Source organism: Lysinibacillus sp. CTST325, from assembly GCF_054665055.1.
This window is the reverse complement of record NZ_BAAFHO010000004.1, coordinates 219514-232780: the sequence shown is the minus strand read 5'-3', so window position 1 is coordinate 232780 and position 13267 is coordinate 219514. Positions and strand designations below refer to the sequence as shown.

General features: G+C 40.4%; 12 protein-coding genes. 7 read left to right on the top strand and 5 right to left on the bottom strand.

Annotated features, from left to right (window positions below):
* Nucleotides 1-320 precede the first annotated feature (320 nt).
* A complete protein-coding gene (locus ACYQ73_RS12710; protein ID WP_460012823.1) occupies nt 321-524 on the bottom strand; it encodes a hypothetical protein in 204 nt (67 codons plus the stop codon).
* Nucleotides 525-857: 333 nt separating this feature from the next.
* The gene (locus ACYQ73_RS12705) at nt 858-2567 is read right to left on the bottom strand and encodes a methyl-accepting chemotaxis protein (RefSeq protein WP_460012822.1); all 1710 of its coding nucleotides are present in this window, start codon (nt 2565-2567) and stop codon (nt 858-860) included.
* A 523-nt stretch (nt 2568-3090) separates the two neighbouring features.
* On the opposite strand from ACYQ73_RS12705, the gene ACYQ73_RS12700 reads away from it, so the two are divergent.
* Both ACYQ73_RS12700 and ACYQ73_RS12695 read left to right on the top strand, forming a co-directional pair.
* Entirely contained in the window at nt 3091-3660 is a 570-nt protein-coding gene (locus ACYQ73_RS12700; RefSeq protein ID WP_460012821.1) for a TetR/AcrR family transcriptional regulator, read from the top strand.
* A complete protein-coding gene (locus ACYQ73_RS12695; protein WP_460012820.1) occupies nt 3657-4415 on the top strand; it encodes a CPBP family intramembrane glutamic endopeptidase in 759 nt (252 codons plus the stop codon). The genes ACYQ73_RS12700 and ACYQ73_RS12695 overlap by 4 nt, the downstream gene beginning before the upstream one ends.
* A 63-nt stretch (nt 4416-4478) precedes the next feature.
* Here ACYQ73_RS12695 and ACYQ73_RS12690 read toward each other — a convergent pair whose 3' ends face one another.
* Nucleotides 4479-5408 (bottom strand): threonine ammonia-lyase, encoded by a 930-nt coding sequence (locus ACYQ73_RS12690; protein ID WP_460012819.1) that lies wholly within the window; start codon nt 5406-5408, stop codon nt 4479-4481.
* A 205-nt stretch (nt 5409-5613) separates the two neighbouring features.
* Here ACYQ73_RS12690 and ACYQ73_RS12685 point away from each other — a divergent pair, with 205 nt between their 5' ends.
* The gene (locus ACYQ73_RS12685) at nt 5614-6045 is read left to right on the top strand and encodes a YwiB family protein (RefSeq protein WP_460012818.1); all 432 of its coding nucleotides are present in this window, start codon (nt 5614-5616) and stop codon (nt 6043-6045) included.
* Nucleotides 6045-7712: an arginine--tRNA ligase gene (gene argS / locus ACYQ73_RS12680; RefSeq protein WP_460012817.1), complete on the top strand. Its 1668-nt coding sequence runs from the start codon at nt 6045-6047 to the stop codon at nt 7710-7712. Before ACYQ73_RS12685 ends, argS begins: the two co-directional genes overlap by 1 nt.
* A 184-nt stretch (nt 7713-7896) precedes the next feature.
* Here the strand turns inward: argS and ACYQ73_RS12675 are convergent, their stop codons facing one another.
* Nucleotides 7897-8814: a hypothetical protein gene (locus ACYQ73_RS12675; RefSeq protein WP_460012816.1), complete on the bottom strand. Its 918-nt coding sequence runs from the start codon at nt 8812-8814 to the stop codon at nt 7897-7899.
* A gap of 514 nt (nt 8815-9328) precedes the next feature.
* On the bottom strand, nt 9329-9484 hold the full coding sequence (locus ACYQ73_RS12670; RefSeq protein WP_460012815.1) for a hypothetical protein: 156 nt from the start codon (nt 9482-9484) through the stop codon (nt 9329-9331).
* 118 nt (nt 9485-9602) lie between these two features.
* Here ACYQ73_RS12670 and ACYQ73_RS12665 point away from each other — a divergent pair, with 118 nt between their 5' ends.
* From ACYQ73_RS12665 to ACYQ73_RS12655, 3 genes are read left to right on the top strand one after another with little or no spacing between them, the layout of a single operon-like run.
* Nucleotides 9603-9992 carry a MerR family transcriptional regulator gene (locus tag ACYQ73_RS12665; RefSeq protein ID WP_460012814.1) on the top strand — a complete coding sequence of 130 codons (390 nt, stop codon included), beginning with the start codon at nt 9603-9605 and terminating at the stop codon, nt 9990-9992.
* Entirely contained in the window at nt 9985-11487 is a 1503-nt protein-coding gene (locus ACYQ73_RS12660) for a class I adenylate-forming enzyme family protein (protein ID WP_460012813.1), read from the top strand. The genes ACYQ73_RS12665 and ACYQ73_RS12660 overlap by 8 nt, the downstream gene beginning before the upstream one ends.
* A gap of 1 nt (nt 11488) precedes the next feature.
* The gene (locus tag ACYQ73_RS12655) at nt 11489-13156 is read left to right on the top strand and encodes an acyl-CoA dehydrogenase family protein (RefSeq protein WP_460012812.1); all 1668 of its coding nucleotides are present in this window, start codon (nt 11489-11491) and stop codon (nt 13154-13156) included.
* The last annotated feature ends 111 nt before the right edge of the window (nt 13157-13267 follow it).

Sequence of the window (13267 nt, the reverse complement as noted above, 5' to 3'; positions counted from 1 at the left end):
AAGTTTTAAAAAAGCCAGAAACAATTACTAATGCATTCTGCGACGAAAGTGAAACGCTAGTCACAAACACAGCTTCAAAGTTATTAAGAGAAATGATTTTAGGCGATAAGAAGCTGTTTTAGTGGGGGGGAGCTATGAGCTAGCCCCACTTTCCCTAAATACAAATACCGTTTTGCCTACATCTCCTGAAAACTGAATGAATCATTTCAGGCGTATTTCCTAATATTTCGGCAATGGTTTCTACAGAGATACCATTACTCATTAGAACCGTAGCTAATCCTTGAATTGTAGTAGCAGGTAATCCAGCGGCTTTTACAAGACTATACAACACTCGAAAAGATAAAAATGCCTTTTTTAATGACGGTGTATATCAGTTGGGATTTTTGCTCCGCGTTAGTTTTGTTTTTTTTCTTTCTCCTGCTCAACACACTTTCTGCTAATTCTAGCTTTATTAGAAATTCATTTTTTGTACGTAGAAGGGCGATTTGTGCTTCGAATCTAGCGTTTTCTTCTTTAGCTTTCAAGTGGACGTCCATCTTCAAAGATTTCACGTGAACATTTTCCTTTTTCATATTCTGCAATGGCTATTGCTTTAAATTCATCTGTGCAAGTAATTCCTTGTTCACTAACAGCCTTAACATAAGGATATTTCTTGAGTAATTTTTGTTCTAGACCAGTTGCTCCATCTAGTCGTCGTATTCACTATAAATAAAAGTACCCTGTAAGAGACCTTTTTAAGTGTCTATCTTATAGGGTACATTTTAGTTCTAGCCGTATCTTTTTTTATATGACCTATCGCTGAAGATATGTAAAGTCATATTTAAATGTTAAAAGTGGTGCTGTCCGTGATAATCATATTAAACTCGGAATTGAGCTGCCAAGTTTCTTAACTCTTCTGCCGAGTTAGCGAGTGCATAAGCGGATGATGAAATTTCTTCCATTGATGCCATTTGTTCTTCGGACGTAGCAGAAATACTCTCTGTGCCTGCGGTAGTAGATTTAGTTATAGTGTGGATTGTATTCATACTACCAACAATTTCCTCAGTTCCCGCTGCCATTTGCTCGACTGCTGCTGATACTTCTTCTACTTGCGTTGTAACACTTTGAATGGCATTTTGAATTGATGCGAAAGTTGTACGTGTATGTTCTGTTGTTTTAATCCCTTCTGTAACTCCCGCTGTTACTAACTTCATTGATTCAACAGCCTTTTGAGTATCTTTCTGTGTCTCTGAAATCAACACTTCAATTTGGTTAGAAGAAACAGCAGACTGTTCTGCTAATTTTCTAACCTCATCTGCAACGACAGCAAAGCCATTTCCATGCTCGCCAGCACGTGCGGCTTCAATTGCAGCGTTCAGAGCAAGAAGATTTGTTTGTTCAGCAATCGCTGTAATTGAATCAATAATTTGACCAATTTCATTAGATCGTTTTCCTAACAAGTCGACAACTTCCGATAAGCCTTTTACTCGATCTGTAATGTCTATCATTTGTTGATTTATTTGATTTGCAGCATTTATACCATTTATCACCAAGGATAATGAATCCCCCGAAAGTTCGCTTACAGCTTGTGCATTTCCAGCCACTTGTTGAACACCTGTCGAAAGCTCATTAACTGTATTGAATGTGTTAGAAACATTTTTTAGTTGCTCTACTGATCCATGAGCGATAGTTTCCATCGTATTGGCAACCATCTCTGTTGCTTTTGTAGTTTCTGCTGCATTAGCATTCAATTCTTCAGATGCTGCGGCTACATGAGTAGCAGTTTCAGTGACTTTTGTTACTGTATTACGAATATTATTAATCATCGAATTAAATGATTGGGTTAATTGACCGAGTTCATCCATGGATGAATAGGTACCTTGCACAGTCAAATCACCGTCGCCTGCCTTTAACATATTAGCCTGCAACTCTTTAACTGGATTTACAATCAAACGTCCAATCCATGTTGCCAATGTAATAAAGAAAATAATTGCGACAACAGCGAGAATGATTGAAATAATAATAGTAGTAAATTGATTTTGCTCATTTGTTTTATTTAGCTGATTGGCATGTTCAGAGCTTAGAGTCATAAGTTCGCGTGCATCATTTGCCATATTCTCACGAAAATCAGCTAAAGTTGTGGTGTACATAGAATAGGCTTCGGTGTTTTTGTTCTGACTAGCCAAATCAATAACATCTGTCATTGCGTTAAAATAACCATCGATATTAGGTTTAAGAGATTCTAACAGTTTTCGTTCATCTTCATTACCATTGGAAGAGGCTTCGAATTTCACGATTGAGTCTTTAATACTTTCAGTTCTCTTTGAGATGTTAGTCTGTAGGTCGGCAATACGATTTGTCTCTGTAGTAATAACCATGAGTTCTAAAATGAAAGAATCCATCGCACGAATGTCAGTTCGAATTTCACCGATATATTGAATTGGCAAAAGTGACTCATTATACATATCATTAGATTTTTTTGCCATATCGTTGATGTAATAAAAACTACAACTTGAAATAATCAGCAAAAAAATAACAGCGGATGTTATGAGTGTGAGAATTTTCCTTTTTATTGATAAGTCTTTCAAAATATTTCCTCCGTTAGCTCAACTATCTTTAAAAGTATTGTAATAATAGTGGTATTTACTAATAACTTTGGATATATTGAGTAATTATTTTTGTAATATTATACTCCATCTAAGTGTTTAAGCTGAGAAGAAAGAAATATGAAACAATTATTAATTTTCACTGTACATAAAATCCCATACAATAGTTCGATGGTAGTAAATCAAAAAGTTCTATACTCAAAGTTTGCAAGTCGTCTATCGAAATGATGATGTCTTGTTTGCATGTACTGGTGCAACTACATACGGAAAGTAAGCGGACGTACCTACAAATTTAGTCGTTAAAAGCTGCTTTATGGAAACCTTACAAACTGGTTAGTCTTACTCTTGTGAAACTTGCGGTCTTCGAATAATAAGTCATCGCTTCATTTAATGGGGATCTTTTTAGTTGAGAGGAATAATTATTGAACACCTTGTTGACATTAATAGGAAAATGCTGTTACATTATAGGTAACGGACGTTACCTATTGGAAGGAGGCAAATTTTTTTGGCACCAAAAGAGCGATTTACAGAGGGAATTTTATTGGATTGTGCTTTTGAAATGGTTAGGAAGAGTGGCATTGATAGTGTGAATGCAAGGGATTTAGCAAAAGAGTTAGGTTGTTCGACAAAGCCTATATTTCGATTATTCTCGAGTATGGATGATTTAAAGTATGCAATATATGAAAGAGCCAGCAATCTTTATAACAAAAGAATGTTTCAAGGCTTGCAAGAAAGTTCTTTTTTAGGAATGGGGTTAGCTTATATTAACTTTGCTCGCGAGGAAAAAAAGTTATTTGAGCTATTATTCCTATCCAATAAATATAAAATCTCAAGCTTTTCGGATTTAATAAATGACGTAGAAAACCAAGGAATTATAGCGCTAATTTCTAAATTAACAGGATTAACTCAAACCTCTGCTAAATCTCTATTTATAGATATTTGGTTAACTACGCATGGGATAGCGACAATGTGTGCGACGAATACTTGCGATTTAGATAGCTCGGAAATTGAAGATATTTTAAAAGACGTTTTTGAAGGCGTTAAACTAAAATTATTGAATGGAGAAAATAAATGAAAATGAAAAATTCGCCTATTCTTTTATCAATAGTATTTACTTTGCTTGCAATTGTTTTTCCTACCATAGCTGGTGTAATTATAGCTGTCAAAAATATAAGTAGCTTAAGCTCTATAACTTTGATTCAATTTATTGCCTTTGCAGTTGGTGTACTAGTTACTCTTTGGATCATGAAAAAAAGTAAATTTTCTTTCCAAGATTTCGGATTTAGAAAGTTTAAAGCAGAGGCGTGGATGGCTGTTATCGTTATTTCTGAGTTGACTGCATTCTTTAGTGGTATTACAGATCGAGCTGGTTTTTCTGCGCAATATGTACTTATTTTGTTTCTGTTTGTTATTGCCGTTGGTCTTTTTGAAGAGTTTATTTTCCGTGGCCTAATTCTCAAATATTTATCAGCGAAAGGACTTAAAGTGGCGATTATAGGCTCCTCAATTTTGTTTGGTATCGGACATCTTGCCAATATACTTTCCGGTGCTGATTTATTAATGACATTACTACAACTTATTTTTGCATCCCTCTTTGGGCTAGTTTGTGCAGAAATTGTAGCAAAGACAAAAAGTATTATTTTCCCGATTGTCTGGCACGCTACGCATGATTTTATTGCATTCTTGACCGATAGTGAGCCGAATGTTCTTTCTGTTTCTATTTATGTCTTTCATTGTTTAGTGTTAATTGGTCTCGCAATTTATTTCTGGAGAGCTTTATTTCCTAAAAAGGCTGTTATGAATTTAAAAAATCATGAGAGTTACGTTTAAACTTGACAAGCAAAAAGCATCTACTCGTTAAATTTGAGCGGATGCTTTTTTTGTTTATTCTTCTTAAACCTCTAATCCAACATTGCCCCCTGAAATAAGGAAGCATACTTTTTCGTTTTTACGAATAGGTAAAGCTCCTTGCAGGGCAGCGCCAATGCCGATAGAAGAGGAAGGTTCTGCGATAATTTTACCCTCTGAGAGTAAGGTTTTCATCCCGCGTTGAATCAATACTTCATCTACACTTACAACCTCATCGACAAGCTGTTGAACAATTGGGAAGTTCCGTTCCCCAGGCTGTAAAGTTAGTAGGGCATCAGCCAAAGATTTTTGTTCCGCTAACAGCAATCTTTCGCCAGCCGCTAAGCTTTTGCTATAACGCGAAACGACAGCAGGCTCCACACCAATTATTTTGATATGAGGGGCCATAGATTTTACAGCAGTTGCAACGCCACTAATTAATCCACCACCACCAATAGGAACAACAATAGTATCGACATCAGGAAGCTGTGCTAATATTTCCAAACCTGCTGTTCCTTGTCCAGCCATAATATCGTAATCATCATAAGGGTGTATGTTGCAAAAACCATGATCACGACTGAGTTTTTCTGTTAGTACATGTCTTTCTGCCAGCTTACATTGAACAACCTCAGCACCTAAGGCAAGTATTCCGTCAACCTTAACGGTAGGTGCTGAATCCGGTAAAACAATTGTTGCCTTACTATTTAATAGCTTGGCAGCATAGGCAACACCTTTGCCATGATTACCTGAGGATGCAGCGACTACGCCTTTTTGTATTTGTTCTACCGGCATGGAAAGCATTTTATTGAGAGCCCCTCGAAGCTTAAAGGAGTTCGTTTTTTGCATATTCTCGGCTTTTATATAGACGTGACATCCTAAAAGTTGATCGAGCCCATTTAATCGAATAATAGGCGTTTCATATATATAAGATGAAATTCTTCGTTTAGCAGCATGAATTTGTTTAAGTGTTAACATACAGCAACCCTCATTTCGTTAAAATAATTGAATATTCGATTTCTTTAATATAACTGTAGATTTACAGGCAAATTGTGTCAATCATTAATTAATGAACAAATTACTGCCACATCGGATAGAATACTCACTTCTACCTTGAAAAAATATGAGGATTCATCCTATAATAAAAAGGTTATAGTAAAAACAATAAAAGGGAGCGTCCATAATGGCGAACGAAGCAAGATCGCAGGTGAACATTAAGCTCATTTCTAAGATTCGCCCGATTGATGGGGAGTCTGAAGGTTATGAAATGTTGCTGACAGGGCAGCTACTTGAAAAAGCAGGAAGCATATATTTGAAATATGAAGAGGTGCAGGAGGATAAAACCATCCGCACAACTATGAAGCTAGGCAATGAACAGGCATTAATTATGCGTACTGGAGCAGTAAAAATGCGACTACCACTTAACATAATTGAACAACAAATGGGTCATTATGAAAGTGATTTCGGTTCAATGCCACTCGTCGTAGACACGAAAGAAATGACGTTTACAAAGCAGGCGGTAAGCGGAGATTTCCATGTACAGTACGATTTACTAATGGATGGGCAATCCGTTGGCAATTATACATTAGACATTACATTTACGGAGGTACAATGATGAACGCAGTAGAACAAGTACAACAAGCCATTAAAGCAGCGATTGCGCAGGCTGTTGAAAAAGCTGGCTTAGTCGAGGCTGGCACAGAATTAAATATTCACCTTGAAACACCGAAGGATAAAGCAAACGGGGACTATGCAACAAATATTGCTATGCAATTAACGAAATTAGCAAAAAAACCACCTCGTGCAATTGCAGAAGCTATTTTAGAAAATCTTGACACAGCAGGCACAGATATTGAGAAAATCGATATTGCTGGCCCTGGCTTCATGAATATTACTGTGCGTAAAGATTTCTTAACAGGTGTAGTAAAAGCAGTGCTTGAACAAGGTGCTGACTATGGTCGTTCTAATGCTGGTGCGGGAGAAAAAGTTCAAGTTGAATTTGTATCTGCAAATCCAACAGGTGATCTTCATTTAGGTCACGCACGTGGAGCTTCTGTAGGGGATTCATTATGTAATGTGCTAGATATGGCAGGTTTCGATGTATCTCGTGAGTACTACATTAACGATGCGGGTAACCAAATTAATAACTTAGCGTATTCACTTGAAGCGCGTTATAAGCAAGCTTTAGGAATGGATGCTGAGATGCCAGAGGACGGCTACCACGGTCAAGATATTATTGAAATCGCTGGTAAACTAGCAAGCGAGCATGGCGATGCAATTTTAGCAAAATCTGATGAAGAACGTTTTGCATTCTTCCGTCAACATGGTTTAGCGTTAGAATTAGACAAGTTAAAAACAGACCTTGCAAACTTCCGTGTAAACTTTAATGTGTGGTATTCAGAAACTTCACTATACGAAAACGGCAAAATCGAAGTAGCGTTAGATAAATTGAAAGCGAATGGTCATGTATTTGAAGAAGACGGTGCTACTTGGTTCCGTTCAACAACATTTGGCGACGATAAAGACCGCGTGTTAATTAAAAACGATGGTTCTTTCACATATCTGACTCCAGATATCGCCTACCATGAAGACAAAATTGTACGTGGCTTCGATAAATTAATTAATATTTGGGGAGCTGACCACCACGGCTATATCCCACGTATGAAAGCGGCTATTCAGGCGCTTGGCTACGACCGTGATACACTTGAAGTAGAAATCATCCAGATGGTTCAGCTTTATAAAAACGGTGAGAAATTCAAAATGTCTAAACGTACAGGGAACGCTGTTACAATGCGTGAGCTTGTAGAAGAAGTTGGCTTAGATGCAGTTCGTTATTTCTTCGTGAAAACTGCTGGCGATTCTCACATGGACTTTGACCTTGACCTTGCCGTATCTCAATCAAATGAAAACCCAGTGTATTATGCACAATATGCGCATGCACGTATTTCTTCAATTTTACGCTCAGCAAATGAGCAAGGCTTTGCTGCAACAACAGATCATTTAACACTGTTAACTGCAGAAAAAGAAATTGATTTACTGAAAAAAGTGGGCGACTTCCCGAAAGTGGTAGCAGATGCTGCGAAGCACCGTACACCACACCGTATCGCCAACTATATTCAAGAAACAGCAGCTGCATTCCACAGCTTCTATAACGCTGAAAAAGTGTTAGATGCTTCAAATAAAGAGCTAACAGAAGCTCGTTTAGCCCTTATTACTGCTGTACGTACAACAATTGCCAACGCATTACGTTTAATCGGCGTATCTGCACCGGAAAAAATGTAATAATAGTTTTTCTAGCCCCCGGCACGACAATGTGCCGGGGGTTTTTTGTGTTGAACTGGATTTGATAATTAGAGCTGAGTAGTTGAAGCGACGGAAAGAGCCATTGGAGCGATGGATAGTCCTGCCGAAGTGACAGAAAGAATCGTCGAAGCGACGGAAAGCCCCGCCAGAGCGACGGAAAGAATCATCGACAGAAGGATTCACCGAAGCGACGGAAAGAATTGATCGGGCGACGGAAAGAATCGCCAGAGCGAAGGAAAGAATCGTCGAAGCGACAGAAAGATTCGCCAGAGCGACAGAAAGATTCGCCAGAGCGACGGAAAGAATCACCAGAGCGACGGAAAGAATTGAGGCGACGGAAGGATCCGCCGAAGCGACGGAAAGATTCGCCAGAGCGAAGAATTGATCGGGCGACGGAAAGAAACGCCAGAGCGACGGAAAGAATTGGAGGCGACGGAAGGATCCGCCGAAGCGACGGAAAGAATTGGAGGCGACGGAAGGATCCGCCGAAGCGACGGAAAGAATTGATCGGGCGACGGAAAGAATCGCCAGAGCGACGGAAAGAATTGGAGGCGACGGAAGGATCCGCCGAAGTGACGGAAAGAATCATCGAAGCGACGGAAAGATTCGCCAGAGCGACGGATAGAATTGGAGGCGACGGAAGGATCCGCCGAAGCGACGGAAAGAATCGCCAGAGCGACGGAAAGAATTGATCGGGCGACGGAAGGATCCGCCGAAGTGACGGAAAGAATCGTCGAAGCGACGGAAAGAATTGGAGGCGACGGAAGGATCCGCCGAAGTGAAGGAAAGAATCGTCGAAGCGACGGAAAGAATTGGAGGCGACGGAAGGATACGCCGAAGCGACGGAAAGAATCGTCGAAGCGACGGAAAGAATTGGAGGCGACGGAAGGATACGCCGAAGCGACGGAAAGAATCGCCAGAACGACGGAAAGAATCGTCGAAGCGACGGAAAGAATTGGAGGCGACGGAAGGATCCGCCGAAGCGACGGAAAGATTCGCCAGAGCGACGGAAAGAATCGTCGAAGCGACGGAAAGAATTGGAGGCGACGGAAGGATCCGCCGAAGCGACGGAAAGAATCATCAAAGCGACGGAAAGTCCTGCCAGATCGCCCCGCCAAAGTGACTTGACTAATGTTTTGTAGTTAGCGGCGGAATATCGGGTTTTAGCGTCGTTTTTTGCTTAGTTAGCGGCGGAATTTTGGGTTTTAGTGGCGCTCCTTGCTTGGATAGCGGCGGAATATCGGGTTTTAGCGTCGCTCCTTGCTTAGTTAGCGGCGGAATATCGGGTTTTAGCGTCGTTCTTTGCTTAGTTAGCGGCGGAATTTTGGGTTTTAGTGGCGCTCCTTGCTTGGATAGCGGCGGAATATCGGGTTTTAGCGTCGCTCCTTGCTTGGATAGCGGCGGGATATCGGGTTTTAGCGTCGTTCTTTGCTTAGTTAACGGCGGAATATCGGGTTTTAGCGTTGTTCTTTGCTTGGTTAGCGGCGGAATTTTGAGTTATAGCGGCGAAACTCACACTTTTAGCGGCTAAATCCAACATAAGCTGGACAATTTGACAAAACTAAAGTCAGGGTTGAAAAACTCTTTATAGAATTTTACACAATATTAAGGACTTGGCAGATAGACCCACCGAGGCGACGGATAGAGCCGACGAAGTGACGAAAAGAATCGCCAAAATGACAGAAAGCCCCGCCAGAGCAACGGAAAGAATCGGAAGCGACGGAAAGCCCAGCCCAACCGACGAATAACATCCGAAATAAATTAATTCATCTACTTCAAACGATAATTTTCTGTAAAATTCAGAAATCTTGTTGTGGTTTACGCTAACGTCAATGATATACTGATGGAAAAAGGAAAGGGGAGATGGTGTTGAAGACGATTCAAGAAGTGGCTAAGCAGTTTAATGTTTCAACAAGGACAATTCGTTATTATGAGGAGCTAGGGCTGCTTCATCCTAATCGATCATCTACTAATCAGCGAACCTTTTCAAAAAAAGAATTAGCGAAGCTTAAGCTTATTTTCCGGGGGAAGCGGTACGGTTTTTCACTTGAGGAGATCAAGGAGATGGTGTTGCTGTTTGATTTTGATCGTACGGGCATTCAGCAGTTGGAGCGTACGGTCGAATATGGGGAGCAAAAAATTCAAGAGATTGATAGCAAAATAGCGGAGCTTGCACAAATGAAGAGTGAATTACTGCAATTACAAGGCATATTTACAGAAAAATTAGCGACTTTAAAGGGAGAGATGGACGATGAATAGTTCGAATTTGTTAGCACGTAATGCGCGAAAGTACCCTATGAGTGAAGCTGTTGTTTGTCAGGGCAGACGAGTGACTTATCGTGATTTAGATGAGCAAGTGACACGTCTTAGTCATGCTTTGTTAGAGCAGGGAGTCCGGCAAGGCGATAAAGTAATCATTTTTATGCCTAATGTTGTAGAGTTTGTTGTTAGCTATTTTGCTATTCAGCGCATTGGAGCTATTGTTGTTCCAGTAAATGCGAAATTTACGCTGCAAGAAGTTGAGTATGTAGCGCAGCATGCTGATGCTAAAGCTATTCTAGTACATGAGGCAATTTTTGCAGCAGTTGAAAATATCATGGTAATTCCTTTAAAAATCAAAACAGGTCAAGAGCAGGCTGGTTGGTTAAACTATGAAACACTTATTCAACATGCAAGCAGTCAAACAATTGATTGTCAGTTGAATGAAGATGATGTTTCAACGATTTTATATACGTCGGGTACAACGGGAAAACCAAAGGGTGTATTGTTTAGCTATCGCAATATTTTAACTGTAGCGCAAATGATTGCAGTGGAAATGGAAGTAAAGCCAGAAAGCCGGATCCTTCTTATGATGCCGTTGACGCATTCAGCCCCATTACATTTATTTTTAATGGCAGGAGTACTTGTAGGCTCGACAAATGTGCTAACGCCAACATTTACACCTGATTTATTTATTGATTCAATGGAGCAGGAACGGACAACGCATTTCTTTGGAGCACCAGTTGCTTATTTGTTAACTGCCCAGCTGCCAAGATTGCAAACAGCGGATTTATCATCGATGAAATGGTGGGCATATGGTGGAGCACCGTTATCGCAAAATGAAATTCGCTCTATCCAAAAAGCTTTCCGAACGGATAATGTAACGTGTGTCTATGGATTAACGGAGGCTGGTCCAAATGGTTCAATAATGTTTGGTGAAGAGCATGCAACGAAGGCGGGGAGCGTTGGTCGGCGTGCACCACTTGGGGCAGAGCTGCGGATTATCAACGACAATGGAGAAGATGTCAGTGTTGGTGAAGTAGGAGAAATTGTGTTGTCCGGTGAGGGCAATATGCTGGGCTATTACAAGGATGATGTTGCAACGAAGGCTGCATTTATAGATGGCTGGCTGAAAACAGGTGACTTAGCTCGCTTAGATGAGGACGGCTTTATTTGGATTGTCGATCGTAAAAAGGATGTCATTTTATCAGGCGGTGTGAATATTTATCCGAAAGAAATTGAAGATAGTATGTTGAGCTATAAGGGGATATTTGAAGTGGCTGTAATCGGTGTGCCACATCCGGAGTGGGGAGAAACGGTGAAGGCTGTTTATGCCGCTAAAATGGAAATTGACGAGGACGAACTTAAAGCTTATTTGGAGGAGCATCTTGCTAAATATAAAATTCCACGCATCTTTGAACGTGTGGAAGCGTTACCACGAAATGCATCGGGCAAAATACTAAAACAATCCTTGAAGGGACAAGAGGTGAGATAGCATGAAGGTTTTACAGCAGGAAGAAATGAAAACAACAAACTTTTTTAACGATAATGATACACTTCATAAAGTTTTAGAAATGATGCTAGATAAAGAGTTTGTGGAATATGCAAAACGTGAGCTAACAGATTTCGCTGAGCTGTGTGCTGGAGATATTGATGTGAGAGCCAAACATACGGATAGAGAGGGTGAACCTCGATTACAAAGATATGATGCCTATGGTGAAGAAGTGTCAGAGATTTGGGTCAATGATGGCTACAAAAGAACAATTGAAGAGACGTACAATACTGGCATTGTCGGCTATGTGCATAAGGATATTCCGCAATTAGGTAGGAAGGGCAACTATGTCTATAGCTTTGCTCAAGGCTATATACTATCACATGCTGAGCCAGGGTTTTACTGTCCTGTTACTTTAACAATGGCAACGGCTTATTTACTTGATCATTATGCGAGTGATGAGGTGAAGGAGCGCTTTTTACCACATGTTTGTGCAACAGGAGAGACAGAGCTCTATGAGGGGGCCACATTTTTAACGGAGCGGCAAGGTGGCTCTGATGTTGGGGCGAATGTTGTGGAAGCAAGACAGGACGGCAATCAGTATCGTTTATATGGGGAAAAATATTTTGCATCTAACGCAGGAATGTGTGGAGTAACCATGGTATTGGCGCGCATGGAAGGGGCTCAGGCAGGCTCAAAGGGCTTAACATTGTTTGCCGTTCCATGGCGAAATGAGGATGGCACAGTTAATAACCTGCGCATTCGGCGTTTAAAGGATAAACTTGGCGTTAGAGCAGTGCCTTCTGGTGAGGTGGAATTTGATGGTGCACTAGCATATGTTGTCGGTGACCCAAATAAAGGGATTTACTATATGCTGGAGGCGCTTAATTTATCAAGAATTTGCAATGCGGTTGCTTCTATCGGCATTATGCGCCGCGGATATTTAGAGGCGAAGCATTATGTGACAAATCGTCATGCCTTTGGTAAACCTTTAACGCAATATCCTATGATTCAGGATACACTAGGGAAATTCGCTGCCAAGCTTCATGTAGAAGTTGCCACGGTTTTTGATCTTATTCAGCTGTACGATAAAGTAACTAGTGGGCAGGGGAATAAAGAGGACATTATTTTAAACCGCTTGTATATTGCTATCATGAAAAAAGAAACGGCAGAGCAAGCTGTACATTATGCAAGTGAAGCCATTGAATTACATGGCGGAAACGGCTATATTGAAGATTTTGTTACACCTCGGTTATTAAGAGATGCACAGGTACTTACTGTGTGGGAAGGGACTTCAAATATTTTAGCTTTAGAGCTTATTCGTTTAGTCGATAAGTTTCATGCGCACGAAATGTTTGTTCGTGTCATGGAAGAACGTCTAGAAAAACTAGGTGCCTGTCCATTAGTTGAAATTGTAGTGGATCAATTAGCAAAACTAGAATCAACTTTGCAGACATTTAGCCGTTTAGATGATGCAACAAAAACGTTTGAAGCAAAAATGGTCGCAGAGAAAATGGCGCATTTATATGAAAGTGTAGTAGCAGTCGAATGGGCACAAAGATTCGGCGGCAAATATGAGAAGCTAGCAGATATTTATTTAGAGAATACATGGGCATTGCGAGAAATGGGTGCACCAATGAAAACGGTACAGTATTTTTCAGATATCGTATAACTTCTTTCAGTGGGTGTCCAAACACTAGATGAAATAGAGGATTTCAATCTAAGAACGCCACGTCCTGTGGCAATGACTGAGTGTTGTTGTCGCTACGTTTTCGCACAAAAA

Bases quoted from the DNA above. Each gene is read 5' to 3' on its own strand.
- ACYQ73_RS12675 (WP_460012816.1), bottom strand. From the start codon at position 8,814: ATGATTCTTTCCGTCGCTTCGGCGGATCCTTCCGTCGCCTCCAATTCT.
- ACYQ73_RS12690 (WP_460012819.1), bottom strand. From the start codon at position 5,408: ATGTTAACACTTAAACAAATTCATGCTGCTAAACGAAGAATTTCATCT.
- ACYQ73_RS12685 (WP_460012818.1), top strand. From the start codon at position 5,614: ATGGCGAACGAAGCAAGATCGCAGGTGAACATTAAGCTCATTTCTAAG.
- argS (WP_460012817.1), top strand. From the start codon at position 6,045: ATGAACGCAGTAGAACAAGTACAACAAGCCATTAAAGCAGCGATTGCG.
- ACYQ73_RS12655 (WP_460012812.1), top strand. From the start codon at position 11,489: ATGAAGGTTTTACAGCAGGAAGAAATGAAAACAACAAACTTTTTTAAC.
- ACYQ73_RS12695 (WP_460012820.1), top strand. From the start codon at position 3,657: ATGAAAATGAAAAATTCGCCTATTCTTTTATCAATAGTATTTACTTTG.
- ACYQ73_RS12660 (WP_460012813.1), top strand. From the start codon at position 9,985: ATGAATAGTTCGAATTTGTTAGCACGTAATGCGCGAAAGTACCCTATG.
- ACYQ73_RS12670 (WP_460012815.1), bottom strand. From the start codon at position 9,484: ATGTTATTCGTCGGTTGGGCTGGGCTTTCCGTCGCTTCCGATTCTTTC.